17 protein-coding genes are annotated in these 18,875 nt (G+C 63.7%); 1 reads left to right on the top strand and 16 read right to left on the bottom strand.

The window, feature by feature from the left end:
* Window positions 1–326: 326 nt before the first annotated feature.
* On the top strand, window positions 327–788 hold the full coding sequence (locus R6G97_RS07990) for a DUF721 domain-containing protein (protein ID WP_043207527.1): 462 nt from the start codon (window positions 327–329) through the stop codon (window positions 786–788).
* Window positions 789–848: 60 nt separating this feature from the next.
* On the opposite strand, the gene lpxC is transcribed toward R6G97_RS07990, so the two are convergent.
* From lpxC to mraZ, 16 genes are all read right to left on the bottom strand, one after another.
* Entirely contained in the window at window positions 849–1,760 is a 912-nt protein-coding gene (gene lpxC, locus R6G97_RS07985; protein ID WP_070092350.1) for a UDP-3-O-acyl-N-acetylglucosamine deacetylase, read from the bottom strand.
* 112 nt (window positions 1,761–1,872) lie between these two features.
* A complete protein-coding gene (gene ftsZ, locus R6G97_RS07980) occupies window positions 1,873–3,069 on the bottom strand; it encodes a cell division protein FtsZ (RefSeq protein WP_043207523.1) in 1,197 nt (398 codons plus the stop codon).
* Window positions 3,070–3,125: 56 nt separating this feature from the next.
* Window positions 3,126–4,382 carry a cell division protein FtsA gene (gene ftsA / locus R6G97_RS07975; RefSeq protein WP_043207521.1) on the bottom strand — a complete coding sequence of 419 codons (1,257 nt, stop codon included), beginning with the start codon at window positions 4,380–4,382 and terminating at the stop codon, window positions 3,126–3,128.
* A 14-nt stretch (window positions 4,383–4,396) separates the two neighbouring features.
* A complete protein-coding gene (locus tag R6G97_RS07970) occupies window positions 4,397–5,266 on the bottom strand; it encodes a cell division protein FtsQ/DivIB (protein WP_043207518.1) in 870 nt (289 codons plus the stop codon).
* A gap of 5 nt (window positions 5,267–5,271) precedes the next feature.
* Window positions 5,272–6,228: a D-alanine--D-alanine ligase gene (locus R6G97_RS07965; protein ID WP_070576174.1), complete on the bottom strand. Its 957-nt coding sequence runs from the start codon at window positions 6,226–6,228 to the stop codon at window positions 5,272–5,274.
* The gene (gene murC, locus R6G97_RS07960; RefSeq protein WP_102081629.1) at window positions 6,225–7,679 is read right to left on the bottom strand and encodes a UDP-N-acetylmuramate--L-alanine ligase; all 1,455 of its coding nucleotides are present in this window, start codon (window positions 7,677–7,679) and stop codon (window positions 6,225–6,227) included. Before murC ends, R6G97_RS07965 begins: the two co-directional genes overlap by 4 nt.
* A complete protein-coding gene (gene murG / locus R6G97_RS07955) occupies window positions 7,672–8,751 on the bottom strand; it encodes an undecaprenyldiphospho-muramoylpentapeptide beta-N-acetylglucosaminyltransferase (RefSeq protein WP_317847974.1) in 1,080 nt (359 codons plus the stop codon). The genes murC and murG overlap by 8 nt, the downstream gene beginning before the upstream one ends.
* Window positions 8,741–9,955 (bottom strand): putative lipid II flippase FtsW, encoded by a 1,215-nt coding sequence (gene ftsW, locus R6G97_RS07950; RefSeq protein WP_043207508.1) that lies wholly within the window; start codon window positions 9,953–9,955, stop codon window positions 8,741–8,743. The genes murG and ftsW overlap by 11 nt, the downstream gene beginning before the upstream one ends.
* Complete coding sequence (gene murD / locus R6G97_RS07945) at window positions 9,952–11,298, bottom strand: UDP-N-acetylmuramoyl-L-alanine--D-glutamate ligase (protein WP_043207556.1); 1,347 nt, start codon at window positions 11,296–11,298, stop codon at window positions 9,952–9,954. Before murD ends, ftsW begins: the two co-directional genes overlap by 4 nt.
* A 6-nt stretch (window positions 11,299–11,304) precedes the next feature.
* A complete protein-coding gene (gene mraY / locus R6G97_RS07940) occupies window positions 11,305–12,387 on the bottom strand; it encodes a phospho-N-acetylmuramoyl-pentapeptide-transferase (protein ID WP_043207506.1) in 1,083 nt (360 codons plus the stop codon).
* Window positions 12,387–13,754 (bottom strand): UDP-N-acetylmuramoyl-tripeptide--D-alanyl-D-alanine ligase, encoded by a 1,368-nt coding sequence (locus R6G97_RS07935; protein WP_043207503.1) that lies wholly within the window; start codon window positions 13,752–13,754, stop codon window positions 12,387–12,389. The genes mraY and R6G97_RS07935 overlap by 1 nt, the downstream gene beginning before the upstream one ends.
* The gene (locus R6G97_RS07930; RefSeq protein WP_197852769.1) at window positions 13,747–15,210 is read right to left on the bottom strand and encodes a UDP-N-acetylmuramoyl-L-alanyl-D-glutamate--2,6-diaminopimelate ligase; all 1,464 of its coding nucleotides are present in this window, start codon (window positions 15,208–15,210) and stop codon (window positions 13,747–13,749) included. Before R6G97_RS07930 ends, R6G97_RS07935 begins: the two co-directional genes overlap by 8 nt.
* Window positions 15,210–16,940 carry a peptidoglycan D,D-transpeptidase FtsI family protein gene (locus tag R6G97_RS07925; RefSeq protein WP_167358096.1) on the bottom strand — a complete coding sequence of 577 codons (1,731 nt, stop codon included), beginning with the start codon at window positions 16,938–16,940 and terminating at the stop codon, window positions 15,210–15,212. The genes R6G97_RS07930 and R6G97_RS07925 overlap by 1 nt, the downstream gene beginning before the upstream one ends.
* Window positions 16,940–17,233, bottom strand: a complete 294-nt coding sequence (ftsL, locus tag R6G97_RS07920; protein ID WP_043207496.1) for a cell division protein FtsL — start codon at window positions 17,231–17,233, stop codon at window positions 16,940–16,942. The genes R6G97_RS07925 and ftsL overlap by 1 nt, the downstream gene beginning before the upstream one ends.
* On the bottom strand, window positions 17,230–18,177 hold the full coding sequence (gene rsmH / locus R6G97_RS07915; protein WP_090344890.1) for a 16S rRNA (cytosine(1402)-N(4))-methyltransferase RsmH: 948 nt from the start codon (window positions 18,175–18,177) through the stop codon (window positions 17,230–17,232). The genes ftsL and rsmH overlap by 4 nt, the downstream gene beginning before the upstream one ends.
* Window positions 18,174–18,629, bottom strand: a complete 456-nt coding sequence (gene mraZ, locus R6G97_RS07910; RefSeq protein ID WP_011535546.1) for a division/cell wall cluster transcriptional repressor MraZ — start codon at window positions 18,627–18,629, stop codon at window positions 18,174–18,176. Before mraZ ends, rsmH begins: the two co-directional genes overlap by 4 nt.
* Window positions 18,630–18,875: the final 246 nt, after the last annotated feature.

Below are 18,875 nucleotides of genomic sequence, written 5' to 3'. Positions count from 1 at the left end.
TGAGTCGCCCGTGCAGCCCTGAGGCCGCATGCGAACGAGCATTCTACCCGGAAACGATGGTGAGGAAAGTGGTGGATTTCCACGATGCTGGCACAGCGCTTTGGCGGGGGCCCTCCTAACATAAGGCCTTTTCGAACAAGTTCAAGGTGCTGGAAGATGAAACGTCTCAGGGACATTTCCCAAAGAGATCATGGGGTTGCCGGCCTTGCAGGTCAGCCTGCCCTCTCAATTGAGCTATAAAACCGCCACAGCGGGAGTGTCCTGCGGTCAGTCCAGCGCCATGGCTTCTGTTAAGATGGCCAATCTGTAACCACCTGCGTACCCCCATGGCCTACAAGCCCTCCCCCGCCCAGCCTCCGGCCGCGCTGTTGCGTCAGGCCAGGCCACTGCGCCTGCTGCTCAACCAGGCCGAGCGCTTGGCCCATTTGCAGCGTCTGCTGGAAAGCCAGCTGCAACCGGCCGCTCGCGAGCATTGCCATGTGGCGTCCTGGCGAGATGGCACCTTGCTGCTGGTGGTGACGGACGGTCACTGGGCTACGCGTCTGCGCTATCAGCAGAAGCGCCTGCAACGCCAGCTTCAGGCACTGGAGGCATTCGGCAATTTGCAGCGCATCTTGTTCAAGGTGCAACCCCCGCTGGTGCCGGCCAAACGGGATGGCCAAGGTGTGGAGCTGTCCTGCAAGGCCGCCGAGAGTATCCGCGATTCGGCCGAGGGCATCGCCGACCCCAAGCTGCGGGCAGCCCTGGAACGGCTGGCAGCGCATGCCCAAGGCAAGGAAAAGGGCTGAAAACGCCCCATAAAAAAGGCCACCCGAAGGTGGCCTCAATGAACTAGAGAGTGTTCGAACTTACACGGCCGCAACAGGGCGCATGTAGGAGATCGGTGCCGTGCTGGCATCTTCGAAAGTGACCACTTCCCAGGCGTCCTTCTCAGCGATGAGCTTGCGCAGCAACTGGTTGTTCAGCGCGTGTCCGGACTTGTAGCCCTTGAACTCGCCGATCAGGCTGTTGCCCAGCAGGTAGAGATCGCCGATGGCATCGAGGATCTTGTGCTTGACGAATTCGTCTTCGTAACGAAGGCCGTCTTCGTTGAGCACGCCGTCCTCATCGACCACGATGGCGTTTTCCACACTGCCGCCCAACGCAAGGTTGTGCTTGCGCAGGTACTCGATGTCACGCATGAAACCGAAGGTACGGGCGCGGCTGACTTCCTTCACGAACGACGTGCTGGAGAAGTCGACACTGGCGCTCTGGGTCCGGTTGCGCAGTACCGGATGATCGAAGTCGATCTCAAAGCTCACCTTGAACCCGTCGAAAGGCAGGAAGGTGGCGCGTTTGTCGCCCTCCTCCACCGTCACTTCGCGCAGGATGCGGATGAACTTCTTGGCGGCGTCCTGTTCTTCCAGGCCGGCGGATTGAATCAGGAATACGAAGGGGCCCGCGCTGCCATCCATGATCGGTACTTCCGAGGCGGAGAGCTCGACGTAGGCGTTATCGATGCCCAGGCCCGCCATGGCGGAGAGCAGGTGCTCGACCGTATCGACCTTTACGTCACCGTTGACCAGCGTCGTCGACATGGTTGTCTCGCCGACGTTGGCCGCACGGGCCGGGATCTCGACGACGGGGTCGAGGTCGGCACGGCGGAAGACGATGCCGGTGTCCACAGGCGCTGGCTTGAGGGTCAGGTAGACCTTCTCCCCGGAGTGCAGGCCGACACCTGTGGCACGGATGGTATTCTTCAGGGTGCGTTGTCTAATCATGGCTTTGGCCGCTTCAGCGCAAATTGCGAACAGGTATCAACAAAGGCTGGGGATGATAACAGACCCGGCCTTTGCTGAACACCAATCACCCCTATACCCCTGATAAATTCCATTAATCGGCCTGGCGACGCAGGAACGCCGGGATGTCGAGGTAGTCCAGATCATCCTGTGGGTTGAGTTTAGCCGCTGCTGCGGCACCTCCGTGGGCCTGGTTGCGCATCACGGTCGGACGCTCCAGGTCGCGGTAATTGACGGCAGGCTGCTCCTGACGCACCGGTGCAGGGTTGGACGCCTCGTAGGCGGCGGCCGCGCTCTGCAGAGTGTTGTCGACGACTTTGACCGGTTTCTCGATACGTGCGCCCAGACCAGTGGCAACCACGGTCACGTGCAGCTCGTCGCGCATATCCGGATCGATCACGGTGCCGACCTTGACCATGGCATGGTCGGAGGCGAAGGCTTCGATGATGCTACCGACGTCGGAGTACTCGCCCAGGGACAGGTCCGGACCTGCGGTGATGTTCACCAGGATGCCGCGGGCGCCCTGCAGGTTGACGTCTTCGAGCAGCGGGTTGCGGATCGCCGCCTCGGTGGCTTCGCGGGCACGGTTCGGACCGCTGGCGCAGCCGGTACCCATCATCGCCATGCCCATCTCACCCATTACGGTGCGCACGTCGGCGAAGTCGACGTTGATCATGCCCGGACGCTTGATGATGTCGGAGATACCACGCACGGCGCCAGCCAGTACGTCATCGGCCTTGGCGAAGGCCGACAGCAGGCTTGCATCCTTGCCCAGGATGGTCAGCAGCTTCTCGTTGGGGATGGTGATCAACGAGTCGACGCTTTCGGCCAGCATGCGGATGCCCTCATCGGCGATCTGCATGCGCTTGCGACCTTCGAACGGGAACGGACGGGTCACCACCGCAACGGTGAGGATGCCCATTTCCTTGGCCACTTCGGCGATGATCGGCGCAGCACCGGTACCGGTACCGCCGCCCATGCCAGTGGTGATGAAGACCATGTTGGTGCCCTGCAGCACCTCAGCGATACGCTCACGGTCTTCCAGCGCGGCCTGACGGCCGACTTCCGGATTGGCACCGGCACCCAGGCCCTTGGTGACACCGGTACCCAGCTGCAGGATGGTGCGCGCGCCGATGTTCTTCAGCGCCTGGGCATCGGTGTTGGCGCAGATGAACTCGACGCCTTCGATGTTGCTTTTGACCATGTGGTTGACGGCGTTGCCACCACCACCACCGACACCGATCACTTTGATGACCGGACTTTGCGGGACGTTGTCTACGAGCTCGAACATTTTCCCTCTCCTTAACTGTTCTCTAGTTTTTGCGCCTACCACTACTGCTTTGAAACTTAGAAGTTGCCCTGGACCCAACGCTTGAATCGTTCAAGCACCGGAGCCTTCGGTTCATCGCCATAGCTGTTGTTGCTGCTGTTGCCGGTCAGGGGCAGGTCCTCGGTCTGCTTTTGCAGGCCGTAGGTGAGCAAGCCCACGCCGGTGGAATAGATCGGGTTGCGCACGACATCGCTGAGCCCCCGAACGCTGTGCGGTACGCCAAGGCGCACCGGCATGTGGAAGATTTCCTCGGCCAGTTCCACAGCGCCTTCCATCTTGGAGGTGCCGCCGGTCAGGACGATGCCGGCCGGCACCAGATCCTCGTAGCCGCTGCGACGCAGCTCGGCCTGGATCAAGGTGAAGAGCTCGTCGTAACGGGGCTCCACCACCTCGGCCAAGGCCTGGCGCGACAGCTCGCGCGGTGGGCGGTCGCCCACGCTCGGCACCTTGATGGTCTCGCCAGCGCCGGCCAGCTTGGCCAAGGCACAGGCGTAGCGGATCTTGATTTCCTCGGCGTACTGGGTCGGGGTCCGCAGGGCCATGGCGATATCGTTGGTCACCTGGTCGCCCGCGATCGGGATCACCGCGGTGTGGCGGATGGCACCCTCGGTGAAGATGGCGATGTCGGTGGTACCACCACCGATGTCCACCAGGCACACGCCCAGTTCCTTCTCGTCATCGGTCAGCACCGAATAGGCCGACGCCAGTTGTTCGAGGATGATGTCGTCGATTTCCAGACCACAGCGGCGCACGCACTTTTCGATGTTCTGGGCGGCGTTGACTGCGCAGGTGACCACGTGGACCTTGGCTTCCAGACGCACACCGGACATGCCCAGAGGCTCGCGCACGCCTTCCTGGTTGTCGATCACGTAGTCCTGCGGCAGGGTGTGCAGCACCCGCTGGTCTGCCGGGATGGCCACGGCCTGGGCGGCGTCCAGTACGCGCTCGAGGTCAGCGGTGCTGACTTCGCGATCGCGAATCGCGACGATGCCGTGGGAGTTGAGGCTGCGAATGTGATTACCGGCGACGCCGACGAACGCCGAGTGAATACGGCAGCCGGCCATCAGCTGCGCCTCTTCCACCGCGCGCTGGATCGATTGCACGGTGGACTCGATGTTCACCACCACGCCTTTCTTCAGGCCGCGGGAGGGATGAGTACCGATGCCCACGATTTCCAGTGTGCCGTCAGCGGCCACCTCACCCACCAGCGCCACCACCTTGGAGGTGCCGATGTCCAGCCCGACGATCATTTTGCCGCTATGCGCGTTTGCCATGGTCCTGCCTCTCTCTAATTCTTCGCAACGGCGGGTTGGGCCGTCGTCGGTGCAATCGGTTCCCGCCAGCCAACGGCAAGCCCGTTGGCGTACCGCAGATCAACGCGGGCGATGTTGGTGATCTGCTCTTTGAGTGTCTTGTCGTAAATGGCAATGAAACGGCGCATCTTCTCCACCAGATGGTCGCGCCCCAGCAGCAGCTCGATCCCAGGCCCGGCGCTACCCGCGCCGGTGGTGAGGAACCAACTGCCTCGCTCGCGCAGCTCCAGGCGAGCGATGGAAAAGCCCAGGGGGCGCAGCATCTGGCTCAATACCTGATACTGCTGCATGACTTGTTGCTGAGCGCGCTGCGGCCCGAACAGCTGCGGCAGGTGCTCGTAGTTGGCCAGTTCGCGCGGGGTGAAGGCCTGGCCTTGGTTGTTGAGCAAGGCTTCGTCGCCCCAGCGCGCCACCGGCAACTGTTCTTCCAGGCGGATCACCACCTCGTCCGGCCATACCCGGCGGACTTCGGCATGGGCGATCCATGGCATCTGTTCGAGCTCCAGGCGCATCGCCGTCAGGTCGACACTGAAGAAGCTTGCGGCCACGTACGGCGCGATCCGCTGCTGCACTGCCTGCTGGCTGATGTAGCTCAGGTCGCCCTGCACGGCGATCTTGGTGATCGGCCGGTCGGCATACGGCATCAGGCGCACGGCGCCTTCATAGGCCCCGAAGCCTGCAGCGACCAGCAACACCGGCCACAGCAAGCGTTTGAGGCCGCCCAGGCTGGGCCGCGGCAGGCGCGCCGATACGGGCTCGTCGGCCACCAGTCGGCTGGCACCACGCGGCACCGGCTTGCTACGGCCGGTAACGGGTTGCTGCTGACGTATCATCGCGCCGTGCATGGCTCTTAACCTCGCGTCGCTACGCTTTCGGCCAGGATCGCCAGCACCAGTTGCTGGAAGTCCAGACCGGCCGCGCGGGCCGCCATCGGCACCAGGCTATGGTCGGTCATGCCGGGTGCGGTGTTGACTTCGAGCAGCCAGAACCGGCCCTGCTCGTCCTGCATCACGTCCAGACGCCCCCAGCCTTCGATGCCAATGGCATCGCAGGCGCGTGCGGTCAGTTCGATCAGTTCCTGTTCCTTGGCGTTGTCCAGGCCGCACGGGATGCGGTATTGGGTATCGTTAGCCAGGTACTTGGCGTCGTAGTCGTAGAACACGTGCGGCGTGCCCAAGGCAATCGGAGGCAGCACCTGACCGCGCAGCACGGCCACGGTGAACTCCGGACCATGGATCCACTGCTCGACCAGCACCTGGGAGTCGTAGCGGGCGGCATCGCGCCAGGCAGCGACCAGCTCCTGCTCGTTGTTCACCTTGGCCATGCCGATACTGGAACCTTCATGGGCCGGTTTGACGATCAACGGGAAGCCCAGTTCCTTACCGGCCTCGACACAATCGTGCTCGCTGCCCAGCACGGCATGGCGCGGGGTCGGAATGCCCAGGCTCTGCCAGACCTGCTTGGTGCGCAGTTTGTCCATCGCCAGCGCAGACGCCAGGATGCCGCTGCCGGTGTAGGGAATGTCCAGGCACTCCAGCAGGCCCTGCATGCTGCCATCTTCTCCCCCACGGCCGTGGAGAATGATGAAGGCGCGGTCGATCTTCTCGCTCTGCAGGCGTGCCAGCAGGTCATCGCCCACATCGATGCCGACCACGTCGACACCGGCGCTGGTCAGCGCTTCGAGCACCGCCTTGCCGGACTTGAGCGACACCTCGCGCTCGGCGCTCTTGCCGCCGTACAGCACAGCGACGCGACCGAAGGCTTTTACGTCCAGGGTCGAGTGCAATTTGTCGTAGGCGCTGCTCATTTCGACTTCTCCTGGCTGGCGACGGCGCCAGCGAACAGCGGGCTCTTGATCAGTTGCGGGGCCAGGCCGCCGATGTCACCGGCGCCTTGGCACAGCAGGATGTCGCCGGCGCGCAGCAATGGCTTGACCAGCGGCGCAAGATCGACACCCCGTTCGATGTAGATCGGGTCCAGTTGGCCGCGCTGACGGATGCTGTGGCACAGCTGGCGACTGTCGGCCCCCGGGATCGGCTCCTCGCCGGCCGGGTAGACCTCCATCAGCAGCAATACGTTGGCGTCGGCCAGTACCTGTACAAAGTCGTCGTACAGGTCGCGGGTGCGGCTGTAGCGGTGCGGCTGATAGACCATCACCAGACGCCGGCTCGGCCAACCGCCACGCACGGCCTTGATTACCGCGGCCACTTCGGTCGGGTGGTGTCCGTAGTCGTCGACCAGCATCACGCTGCCGCCTTCGACCGGCAGCTCGCCGTACACCTGGAAACGACGGCCCACGCCCTGGAAGCCGGACAGGCCCTGGACGATGGCGTCGTCGCTGATGCCTTCGTCGGTGGCGATGGCAATGGTGGCCAGGGCATTGAGCACGTTGTGGTTGCCCGGCATGTTGACCGAAACCTCCAATGGCTCGCAGTCGCGGCGCAACACGGTGAAGTGGGTCTGCATGCCTTCCTGGCGAACGTTGATGGCGCGCACGTCAGCTTCTTCGCTGAAGCCGTAGGTGACGGTCGGACGCTTGACCTGTGGCAGGATCTCGCGCACCACCGGATCGTCCAGGCACATCACGGCCAGACCGTAGAACGGCAGGTTGTGCAGGAACTCGACGAAGGTTTTCTTCAGTTTGTTGAAGTCGCCTTCGTAGGTGGCCATGTGGTCGGCATCGATGTTGGTGACGACCGCGACCATCGGTTGCAGGTGCAGGAAGCTGGCGTCGCTCTCATCGGCCTCGGCGATCAGGTAGCGGCTGGTGCCGAGCTGGGCGTTGGTGCCGGCTGCGGTCAGGCGCCCACCGATGACGAAGGTCGGATCCAGGCCGCCGGCGGCGAACACCGATGCCAGCAGGCTGGTGGTGGTGGTCTTGCCATGGGTACCGGCCACGGCGATGCCATGACGGTAGCGCATCAGCTCGGCGAGCATTTCGGCGCGCGGCACCACAGGAATGCGCCGCTCGAGAGCGGTGGCGACTTCCGGGTTGGCCGGATTGATGGCGCTGGACACCACCAGTACATCAGCGTTGGCGGCGTTCTCGGCACGGTGGCCGACGAAAATCTCGGCGCCGAACGACTCCAGGCGCTCGGTGACCGGGGACGCTTTGAGGTCCGAACCGGACACCTGGTAGCCCAGGTTCAGCAGCACTTCGGCGATGCCGCACATGCCCACGCCGCCGACACCGACGAAGTGGATGCGACGGATGCGGCCCATTTTCGGCTGGGGCATGGCTTTCTGGCTCTCAACCATGGGCCACCTCCAGGCAGATATCGACCACGGTGCTGGTTGCGGCAGGTTTGGCCAGGCGCCGTGCGGTGCTGGCCATGGTGTTGAGTTTCTCGGGTTGCATCAGCACCTCGTTCAGGCGTTCAGCGAGCTGCGCTGCGCCAGTTGTCGCTTGTGGCATCAGGAAGGCAGCGCCTTCACGAGCCAGGTATTGGGCGTTGTGGGTCTGGTGGTCGTCGATGGCGTGGGGCAAAGGCACCAGCACCGAGGGCAGGCCTGCCGCAGCCAGTTCGCTGACGGTCAGGGCACCCGCCCGGCATACCACCATGTCAGCCCAGCCATAGGCATGGGCCATGTCCTTGATGAAGGGCTCTACCTGAGCCTCGACCCCCGCCTCGCGATAACGCTCGGCGGTGATCGGCGCGTGTTGCTTGCCGGCCTGATGGAACACCTCGGGGCGCAGGCTCGCAGGCACTTCCGACAGGGCCTTAGGCAGCAATTTGTTCAATGGTTCCGCACCCAGGCTGCCACCGAGCACCAACAGGCGTGCGCGGCGCTCGGCCAACGGGGCGCGTGGTGCCTCCAGGAACAGCTCCGGGCGCACCGGATTGCCGGTAGTGCGGCGCTTGCCGCTGGCCTGGAACGTGTCCGGGAAAGCTTCGCAGACTCGCGCCGACAGCGGCACCAGCAGCCGATTGGCGGTACCGGCGCGGGCGTTCTGCTCATGGATGACCAGCGGCACACCACACAGCCGCGCGGCAACACCGCCCGGGCCGGTCACGTAGCCGCCAAAGCCCAGCACGCAGACCGGCTTGAGCTGACGGATGATACGTCGCGCCTGGAGCACCGCCTTGACCAGCGTGAACGGCGCCTTGAGCAGCGAAAGCTTGCCTTTGCCGCGCAGGCCGCTGACCTGGATCAGGTGCAGGGGCAGACCTGCCTGGGGCACGAGTTCGTTCTCGATACCGCGCCGGGTACCCAGCCAATGCACGCTGTAGCCACGGGCCTGGAATTCACGGGCGCAGGCCAGGGCCGGGAAGACATGCCCCCCGGTGCCACCGGCCATGATCAGAACGTTTTTGCCGTCAGCGGCCATGGTAGGTCTCCTCGGCAAAATCGCTTTCCTTGAACTCGTGCTCCTCGCTGCCCAGGTGCGTGCGGCTTTCCCACTCGATGCGCAGCAGCAATCCCACGCAGGCACAGCAGATCACCAGCGAACTGCCGCCGTAGCTGAGGAACGGCAGGGTCAGGCCTTTGGTCGGTAGCAGGCCGACGTTCACGCCGATGTTGATCAGGAACTGGCCGATCCACAGGAACGCCAGGCCGAACGCCATGTAGGCGGCAAAGAACTGCTTGGCCTTTTCCGCCCACAGGCCAATGTACAGGGCCCGCACGGTGACGAAGACGAACAGCGCCACGGTGCACAGCGAGCCGACCACGCCCAGTTCCTCGGCCAGGACCGAGAACACGAAGTCGGTGTGCGCTTCAGGCAGGTAGAACTGCTTCTGCACGCTGTTGCCCAGGCCCACGCCCAGCCATTCGCCACGCCCGAAGGCAATCAGTGCCTGGGTCAGCTGGTAGCCGGAGCCGAACTGGTCGGCCCAGGGATCGGTGAAGGTGATCAGACGCGCCATCCGGTAGGGCTGGGCCTGGACCAGAATGAACACCGCCACCACCGCCAGCACCACCATCAAGCTGAAGCGGAACAACCCCACCCCGCCGAGGAACAACATGGCTGCGGCTGCGCCCATCATCACGACGGTGGCGCCGAAGTCCGGTTCCATCAGCAGCAGGCCGGCCATGGGCAGCAGGACGATGAAGGGTTTGAAGAAGCCCATCCAGCTCTCACGGACTTCCTGCTGGCGGCGCACCAGGTAGCCGGCCAGGTAGATGACCACGAAAACCTTGGCAATCTCGGAGGGTTGGACGTTGAAGAAGCTGAAGCCGATCCAGCGCATGGAACCGTTCACTTCCCGGCCAATGCCTGGCACCAATACCAGGAACAGCAAGCCAAAGGCACCGACCAGCATCATGAAGCCCATGCGCTGCCAGGTGGCGATCGGCACCATCATGGTCGCGCCACAGGCGACCAGGCCCAGGGCCACGTACACCAGATGGCGGAACATGTGATACAGCGGGTTGCCCGACTGCACTGCGGCCACTTCCGAGGAGGCCGAGGTGATCATCACCAGGCCCAGGCCCAGCAGCGCCAGACAACCGGCGAGGAAGGCGAAGTCCAGGTCGATGCCGCGGCCGCTGATCAGCGGCGATGGATAAGGCTTGAGGATGCCGAAGATCATGCCAGCCCCTCCGCTGCCCGGGCGAACAGACGTCCGCGCTCTTCGAAGTTCTTGAACATGTCGAGGCTGGCGCAGGCCGGCGACAAGAGCACGGCATCGCCTGGCTCGGCCAGCTCGGCGCATTGCTGCACGGCTTCATCCAGGGTCTTGACCCGAACCTGGTGCACGCCCTCGCCCAGCGACTGGGCCAAGCGCTCGGCATCCCGCCCCAGCAGGACCACGGCGCGGCAGAAACGCGCCACCGGCTCACGCAATGCCGAGAAGTCCGCTCCCTTGCCGTCGCCACCGGCGATGAGCACCAGTTTGCCGTCGATATCCGCTCCCAGACCTTCGATCGCCGCCAGGGCAGCACCGACGTTGGTGGCCTTGGAGTCGTCGTACCAGTTGACACCGTTGCGCTCACGCACCCATTGGCAACGGTGGGCGAGCCCGGTGAACTCACGCAGCGCTTCGAGCATCGGCGCGAACGGCAGGCCCACGGCATGACCCAGGGCCAGGGCGGCCAGGGCGTTGCTCTGATTGTGGGCACCGCGGATCTTCAGTTCACGCACCGGCATGAGGGTCTGGAATTCGAAGGCCAGGTACTTCTCGCCGTCCACCTCACGCAGGCCGAAAGCCTTGAAGTCTGGAACGTTCAAGCCAAAGGTCCAGCACGGGCGGCCCTCGACCGGCAACGGCCGGCTCAAGGCATCCTGGCGGTTGACCACCACCTGGCGAGCGCCACGGAAGATCCGGTGCTTGGCCAGGTGATAGGCCGGCAGGCCGCTGTAGCGGTCCATGTGGTCTTCGCTGATGTTCAGCACAGTGGCCACTTCAGCGTTGAGCTGGTCGGTGGTCTCCAGCTGGAAGCTGGAAAGCTCCAGAACATACAGTTCCACCGTGTCATCCAGCAGATCCAGCGCCGGCGTACCCAGGTTGCCGCCCACCGCCACACGCTTGCCCGCCTTGGCGGCCATTTCGCCGACCAGGGTGGTCACGGTGCTTTTGGCATTGGAGCCGCTGATCGCCACGATGGGCGCCTTGGCATGACGCGCGAACAACTCGATGTCGCCGGACAGCGTCACGCCGCGGGCCGCAGCCTGCTGCAGGGCCGGGGTGGCCAGGGCCAGGCCAGGGCTGACATAGAGTTCGTTGGCGCGGCACAGGAAGTCCACGTCCAGCTCGCCACAGCGCACTTCCACCTGCGGATATTCACGACGCAGGGTTTCCAGTTCCGGCGGCTGCTCGCGGGTATCGGCGACCGCAAAGGCAATGCCCCGGCTCGCCAGGAAGCGAACCAGGGACATGCCGCTCTTGCCGAGGCCGACAACGATGCGGAATTGGTCGGAAGCGATCAATGACACGCTCACTTACCTCAGTTTCAGGGTGGCAAGGCCGATCAGCACCAGAATCACGGTGATGATCCAGAATCGGACGATCACCCGCGGCTCGGGCCAACCCTTGAGTTCAAAATGGTGATGGATCGGCGCCATGCGGAACACCCGCTTGCCGGTCAATTTGAAGGAGGCCACCTGGATCACCACCGACAGGGTCTCCATGACGAACACGCCGCCCATGATGAACAGGACGATTTCCTGGCGAACGATGACGGCGATGGTGCCCAGCGCAGCGCCCAGCGCCAGCGCGCCGACGTCACCCATGAAGACCTGGGCCGGGTAGGTGTTGAACCACAGGAAGCCCAGGCCGGCACCGATCAGCGCGCCGCAGAACACGATCAGCTCACCTGCCCCCGGTACGTACGGGATCAGCAGGTATTCAGCGAACTTAACGTTGCCGGACAAGTAGCAGAAGATGCCCAGGGCGCCGCCGACCATCACGGTTGGCATGATCGCCAGGCCATCGAGGCCGTCGGTCAGGTTGACCGCGTTGCTCGAGCCGACGATGACGAAATAGGTCAGCACGATGAAGAACGCGCCCAGGGGAATGGTGAGGTCCTTGAGCATCGGCACGATCAGGGTGGTCTCGACGCTGGTCGGTGCGGTGGTGTAAAGGAACACTGCCGCGCCCAGACCGAACACTGATTGCCAGAAGTACTTCCAGCGGCTCGGCAAGCCACGGGAGTTCTTCTCGATCACCTTGCGATAGTCGTCGACCCAGCCGATGGCGCCGAACAGCATGGTCACGATCAGTACGACCCAGACGTAGCGGTTGGTCAGGTCGGCCCACAACAGTGTGCTGATGCCGATGGCAGACAGGATCAGGGCACCGCCCATGGTAGGGGTGCCGGATTTGGACAGGTGCGATTGCGGGCCGTCGTTACGGACAGCCTGACCGATCTGGCGGATCTGCAGGGTGCGGATCATCCACGGCCCGAGCCACAGCGCCAGGGACAGCGCGGTCAACACACCCAGGATCCCGCGCAGGGACAGGTACTGGAAGACCGCGAAGCCCTTGTAGAACTGTTGCAGATACTCGGCCAACAGCAGCAGCATTAATGTTTCTCCCCGCTGGGACCGCACAAGGCCGCCACGACGTTTTCCATCGCAGCGCTGCGCGAACCCTTGATCAAGATAGTGGTGTCACTGGCAGTCTCGGCGCGAACGGCATCGATCAGCTCAGCCTGGGTGGTGAAATGGCGGCCATTGGCGCCGTACGCCGCGACCGCGTGGGCCATGTTGGTACCCACCGCGTACAGGGCGTCGACCTTGCCGCGGGCGTAGTCACCCACCTGACGGTGGCCTTCTTCTGCCCATTGCCCCAGTTCGCCGATATCCCCGAGCACCAGAACGGTGCGTCCGGAAAAGCCGGCGAGTATATCAATGGCAGCGCACATCGAGGTGGGATTTGCGTTGTAGCTGTCGTCGATCACACGCACGCCGTTGGCAGCGATCTGGGCAACGGTGCGGCCTTTGACTGGCTGGACTGCCTCCAACCCGGCTGCAATGCCTTCCAGGCTCACGCCCAAGGCATGGGCAGCGGCGGCGGCGGCCAGCGCGTTGCTGACGTTGTGGGTGCCCAGCAGGTTCAGTTGCACCTTCACCGAGCCTTGCGGCCCGTTCAAGGTGAAGGACGGGCAGCCACGGGCGTCGCGCCCGATGTCGCTGGCGTGGAAATCAGCCTGAGGATTGTCCAGTGCAAAGCTGAGGATGCGGTGCTGGCCGGCGCGCTTGCGCCAGACCTCGAAGGCTTTGTCGGCCAGATTAAGGACAGCCGTGCCGCCCTCGCCCAGGCCCTCGAGGATTTCGCCCTTGGCCTCGACGATCTTCTCGGGACCGCCGAATTCGCCAACGTGGGCGGTCCCGGCGTTGTTGATGATGACGACCTGAGGCTGGGTCAGACCGACGGTATAGCGGATCTCGCCGATACGCGAGGCGCCCAGCTCGATCACCGCTGCGCTGTGCTCCGGGGAAATCTCCAGCAAGGTCAGCGGTGCGCCGAGGTCGTTGTTGAGATTGCCGCGAGTGGCAAGTACCAAGCCGCGCGTGCGCAGGATGCTGGCCAGCAGCTCCTTGACCGTGGTCTTGCCGCTGGAACCGGTGATGGCCGCGACCGGCTTGTCGAAGGCAGCGCGGTTCAGGGCACCGAGCTGGCCCAGGGCGAGCCGGCTGTCGGCAACCACCAGCTGTGGCAAGTCGACGCCTTCCACTTCGCGCTCCACCAGCGCAGCCACGGCGCCCTTGGCCTTGACGTCAGCCAAATAGTCGTGACCATCGAAACGCGGCCCGGCCAGAGCGACGAACAACTGTCCGGCCCCCACGGTGCGGCTGTCGATGCTGACGCCGCTGAAGCTCGCATCGGCACCGACATGGCGTCCCGCGAGCGGCGCGACCAGCTGGCTAAGTGTCATGGGCTTAAGCATGCGGAGCCTCCCAGGCTGCAAGTGCCTTCTCGGCCTCGACCAGATCGGAGAAGTCATGGCGTTCGCCATTGATCTCCTGATAATCCTCATGCCCCTTGCCAGCGAGGACGATGACATCGTCGGCGGCAGCGGTGGCGATCAGATGGGCGATGGCATTGCCTCGGCCGGCGACGAATTCGACGTCGGCCGGCTTGGCGAACCCAGGGCGAATATCATCGAAGATCCGCTGCGGGTCTTCGGTACGCGGATTGTCGTCGGTGACCAGCACGCGGTCAGCCAGGCGCTCGGCCACTTCCGCCATCAACGGACGCTTGCCGCGATCACGATCGCCACCGCAGCCAAACAGGCACAGCAGGCGACCATGGGCGTGCGGACGCAGGGCTTCGAGGACCTTTTCCAGCGCATCGGGCGTATGGGCGTAATCGACCACCACCAGCGGCTTCTCGCCACCCCCCAGGCGCTGCATGCGCCCGATAGGGCCCTGCAGCTGCGGGGTGACCTTCAGGATTTCGTCCAACGGGTAGTCCAGCGCGAGCAGGGTGGCCACCGCAGCGAGCATGTTGCTCAGGTTGAAGCGGCCCAGCAGACGACTGCGCAGCGCATGCTCGCCCTGCGGGGTCACCAGCACAGCACGCACGCCGTCGTCATCGAAGCGGGCTTGTTTGCAGAACAACGTGGCGGTCGGATCCAGCAGGCTGTAGCTGATCAGACGGGACTCGCCGTGGCTCTGGGCCAGGCGACGACCGAACTCATCGTCCAGGTTGACCACGCGGCAACGCAGGTTCGGCCAGGCGAACAGCTTGGCCTTGGCAGCCTCGTAGGCCTCCATGCTGCCGTGGTAGTCCAGGTGATCACGGGACAGGTTGGTCATCACCGCGATGTCGAATGCCAGTGCCGCGACACGGCCCTGCTCCAGGGCATGGGACGACACTTCCATGGCCACGGCCTTGGCGCCGCCATGCTTGAGGTCGTTCAAGGTCGCCTGCACAGCGATCGGGTCAGGTGTGGTCAGGCGGCCGCTGCGTAGCTCGCCATAGAAACCTGTGCCCAGCGTGCCGATCAGCCCGCAGCGCTGCCCCAGGGCATCAAGGGCCTGGGCCACCAGTTGGGTAACGCTGGTCTTGCCGTTGGTGCCGGTGACACCCACCAGATCCAGCTGACGGCTTGGTTCGCCATAGAACCGCCCGGCGATTTCCGACAGTTGGCCAATCAGGCCGCGCACCGGAATCAGCGGCGCCTCGGTGATCGGCAGAACGCTCGCCCCCTGCTCTTCATAGGCCACGGCGGCGGCGCCGCGGGCCAAGGCATCGGCGATGTGCTCGCGGCCGTCGACCTTCGCCCCTGGAACAGCCAGGAACAGGTCGCCCGGCCGCACCTGGCGGCTGTCGAGCGTCAACTCGCGGATCAGTGGATCGCGGCTGGCATGGGCGAAAAGCTTGCTCAATGGCATTGTCATCAACCACGCCCTCCATTGGCGGGTACTGCACTGGCCTGCTGGGTCGCGGGGGGCGGCAGGTTGTCTGGCGGAACGTTCATCAGGCGCAGGGTGCCCGACATCACCTTGCTGAATACAGGCGCCGAGACCAGGCCGCCGAAATAGCCACCTTTGCTCGGCTCATCGATGACCACCACGATGGCGTAGCGCGGATCGCTCATCGGACCGAATCCTGCGAACAGCGAACGGTAGGCGTTTTCGGTGTAGCCCTTGGAACCGACAGTGGCCTTACGCGCGGTACCGGACTTACCTCCCACGTGATAGAACGGCACCTGGGCGCGGAACACACCGCGCGGAGCTTCGATGACCTGCTGCAACATGGCCTGGACGGTTTCGGCGGTGTCGGCCGGAATCGCCTGCACGGCTTCCGGCGCCTTGTCGACCTTGAGAATCGACAGCGGCACCATCTTGCCGTCGTTGGCAATCGCCGCGTAGGCATGCACCAACTGCAAGGCCGTCACCGAAACGCCATAGCCGTAGGACAGGGTGGCGGTCTCGGCCTTGCGCCATTCGCGGTGGTTGGGCAGATTGCCGACACGCTCGCCCGGGAAGCCCAGGCCGGTGTACTGCCCCAGGCCGACTTGGGACATGACCCGATAGATCGCCTCGCCACCGATGTCGAAAGCAATCTTGCTCATGCCGACGTTACTGGAGTTGATCAGGATGCCGGTCAGGTCGAGGATCGGCCCCTCGCTCTTGGACACGTCCTTGATGGTGTAGCGGCCAATCTGCAGGCTGCCCGGATATACTTCGACCTTGTCGGTGGGTTTCCAGCGGCCGCTCTGCAGGGCCGCACTCATGGAGATCGGCTTGACGGTGGAGCCCGGCTCGAACACGTCGATGATCGCCCGGTTGCGCATGGCCGCCGGGAACATGCTGCGGCGGTTGTTCGGGTTGTAGGTCGGCTGGTTGACCATCGCCAGGACCTCGCCGGTCTTGACGTCCATGATCACCAGGCTGCCGGCCTTGGCTTCCTGCTCGGCGATGGCATTGCGCAGCTCACGGGTGGCCAGGTACTGCAGGCGCAGGTCGATGGACAACGCCAAGGTCTTGCCGGCCTTGGCGTTCTTGGTGACTTGGATGTCCTTGATCAGCCGACCACGCCGATCCTTGATCACCTGGCGTTTGCCAGGCACCCCGGCGAGCCACTCGTCATAGGCCAGCTCGACCCCTTCGCGACCATGGTCGTCCAAGTCTGTGAAGCCCACCATGTGCGCGGTGACATCGCCCGCCGGATAGAAGCGGCGGAACTCTTCCATGCCGTAGACGCCCGGCACCTTGAGGTCGAGCACCTGCTGGCCCTGCTCCGGCGTCAGCCCGCGGACCAGGTAAATGAATTCTTTGTTGGCTTGCTGGGTCAGGCGCTCGGTCAGTTGCTGAGCGTTCTGCCCAAGCGCGGCAGCCAGTTGTGGCCAGCGATCACGGGCAACCTGCATTTCCTTGGGGTTGGCCCACAGGGTGGTGACCGGCGTACTGACGGCCAACGGCTCACCGTTGCGGTCGGTAATCAGGCCACGGTGCGCGGGAATAGGAATATGACGCAGGCTGCGGGCATCGCCCTGGCCCTTGAGGAAGTCACGGTCGATCACCTGAAGGTCGATGATACGCCAGGCGATGGCGCCGACCATCAGCGCCAGCAAAGCGATCACAACCCGGAAGCGCCAGGGGTAGAGTGCGCCTTCGAGCTTCATCATGGCGCCACCATCCGCACTTCGTCAGCGGCCGGCACACGCATTTTCAGTTGCTCGCTGGCCAGGTTCTCGATACGGCTGTGGGCGGTCCAAGTGCTTTGCTCGAGAATCAACCGACCCCACTCGGCCTGGGCTTTGTCACGCTCGTTAAGCTCGCCATAGAGAGTGTTGAGCAACTGGCGGTTCCAGTGGGCGCTGTAAGACACGGCGATCGCCGACACCAGAACACCGATAAACAGCAGAAGCATCAGGAAGCTTCCGCCTGGCAAAGGTTTGGCAAACAGCCGGCTCACCGCAGTTTCTCCGCCACCCGCATCACGGCACTGCGTGCGCGCGGGTTGGCCTGAAGCTCTGCATCGGAGGCGAACTGCGCCTTGCCGATCAGGCGGATCCGGGGTTCGAAGACCTTGTGCTGCACCGGCAGGTTGCGCGGCAGGTTGTCTGCCTCGCCCTTGGCCAGCTTGCGCATGAACAGCTTGACGATGCGGTCCTCGAGCGAATGGAAGCTGATCACCGCCAGTCGGCCACCAACCTCCAGCGCCTCGATAGCAGCTTCAAGGCCGGTCTCGAGGTCGCCCAGTTCGTTGTTGACGTGAATACGCAGCCCCTGGAAGGCGCGGGTGGCGGGATTCTTGCCCTTTTCCCAGGCAGGGTTGGCGACCTTGAGCACTTCGGCAAGGTCACCCGTGCGAGTGAACGGCTGCTGCTCTCGGCGCTGCACGACGGCGCGCGCCATGCGCTTGGCGAAACGTTCCTCACCGTATTCTTTGAAGACCCGGGCGATTTCGTCTTCGGGGGCAGTGGCGATGAACTCGGCGGCGCTGATGCCCTGGTCGGGATTCATGCGCATGTCCAACGGGCCGTCGTTGAGGAAACTGAAGCCACGCTCGGGGTCATCCAATTGCGGCGAGGAGACGCCCAGGTCCAGCAGAATGCCGCTGACCTTGCCATCGAGGCCACGTCGCGCGACTTCATCGCCCATCTCGGCAAAGCTGCGCTGCACAATGACAAAGCGGCCGTCTTCGGCCGCCAGCGCTTGCCCTGTCGCAATCGCTTGTGGATCTTTGTCGAAACCCAGCAACCGTCCTTGCGGCCCGAGCTTGCTGAGAATAAGGCGACTGTGCCCACCCCGCCCGAAGGTGCCATCCAGATAGCAACCGTCGGCGCGCAGGGCCAATGCCTCGACAGCCTCGTCGAGCAGCACGGTGATGTGGTTGAAGCCGCTATCTATCGTCACAGGATCAGGTCACGCAAATCATCGGGCATGGCGCCCGGTTGTTGAATAGCTGCAAGGTCGGCTGCCGAAACCGCGTTCCAGGCATCTTCATCCCACAGCTGGAATTTGTTCAGCTGCCCCACCAGCATCGCCTTCTTGTCGAGCTTGGCGTATTCGCGCAGACGGGGCGGCACCAGGAAACGACCGCTGCCATCGAGCTCCAGGTCCACCGCATTGCCGATCAGCAAACGCTGCAGGCGGCGGTTTTCCTCACGCAACGACGGCAAGGCACGCAACTTGGCTTCGATCTGTTCCCACTCATCGAGGGGATAAACACACAAGCAGGGGTCTACTGCGTCAATGGTCACGATCAATTGACCATTGCAACGCGAATCGAGCTCGTCACGGTACCGACTCGGCATGGCGAGTCGGCCCTTTGCATCGAGGCTGACGGCGTTGGCTCCGCGGAACACGGCTGCGATTCCCCACTGAGGTTAGCTTTATTTGGTCAGAAAACCCACTTCATCCCACTTTCTGCCACTTGCGCACACTATAGGAATCCGTCCGCCACACCGTCAAGGCACGTTCATAAGGAAATCCCTTACAGGACGGCGATTTAGCGCAACAAAGGAAGGAGGAACGACTACCAGCGAAGAAATTTGGCGAGAAAAATCAAAGACACGCGGACAGATGCAGCGTGAAGTTAAAGTGATTTATTA

The sequence above is a fragment of the Pseudomonas sp. HTZ2 genome (assembly GCF_033173945.1).
Lineage (GTDB): Bacteria > Pseudomonadota > Gammaproteobacteria > Pseudomonadales > Pseudomonadaceae > Aquipseudomonas > Aquipseudomonas guariconensis.
This window is presented reverse-complemented; position numbering and strand designations above follow the sequence as displayed.

Bases quoted from the DNA above. Each gene is read 5' to 3' on its own strand.
- R6G97_RS07990 (WP_043207527.1), top strand. From the start codon at position 327: ATGGCCTACAAGCCCTCCCCCGCCCAGCCTCCGGCCGCGCTGTTGCGT.
- lpxC (WP_070092350.1), bottom strand. From the start codon at position 1,760: ATGATTAGACAACGCACCCTGAAGAATACCATCCGTGCCACAGGTGTC.
- ftsZ (WP_043207523.1), bottom strand. From the start codon at position 3,069: ATGTTCGAGCTCGTAGACAACGTCCCGCAAAGTCCGGTCATCAAAGTG.
- ftsA (WP_043207521.1), bottom strand. From the start codon at position 4,382: ATGGCAAACGCGCATAGCGGCAAAATGATCGTCGGGCTGGACATCGGC.
- R6G97_RS07970 (WP_043207518.1), bottom strand. From the start codon at position 5,266: ATGCACGGCGCGATGATACGTCAGCAGCAACCCGTTACCGGCCGTAGC.
- R6G97_RS07965 (WP_070576174.1), bottom strand. From the start codon at position 6,228: ATGAGCAGCGCCTACGACAAATTGCACTCGACCCTGGACGTAAAAGCC.
- murC (WP_102081629.1), bottom strand. From the start codon at position 7,679: ATGGTTGAGAGCCAGAAAGCCATGCCCCAGCCGAAAATGGGCCGCATC.
- murG (WP_317847974.1), bottom strand. From the start codon at position 8,751: ATGGCCGCTGACGGCAAAAACGTTCTGATCATGGCCGGTGGCACCGGG.
- ftsW (WP_043207508.1), bottom strand. From the start codon at position 9,955: ATGATCTTCGGCATCCTCAAGCCTTATCCATCGCCGCTGATCAGCGGC.
- mraY (WP_043207506.1), bottom strand. From the start codon at position 12,387: ATGCTGCTGCTGTTGGCCGAGTATCTGCAACAGTTCTACAAGGGCTTC.
- R6G97_RS07935 (WP_043207503.1), bottom strand. From the start codon at position 13,754: ATGCTTAAGCCCATGACACTTAGCCAGCTGGTCGCGCCGCTCGCGGGA.
- R6G97_RS07930 (WP_197852769.1), bottom strand. From the start codon at position 15,210: ATGACAATGCCATTGAGCAAGCTTTTCGCCCATGCCAGCCGCGATCCA.
- R6G97_RS07925 (WP_167358096.1), bottom strand. From the start codon at position 16,940: ATGAAGCTCGAAGGCGCACTCTACCCCTGGCGCTTCCGGGTTGTGATC.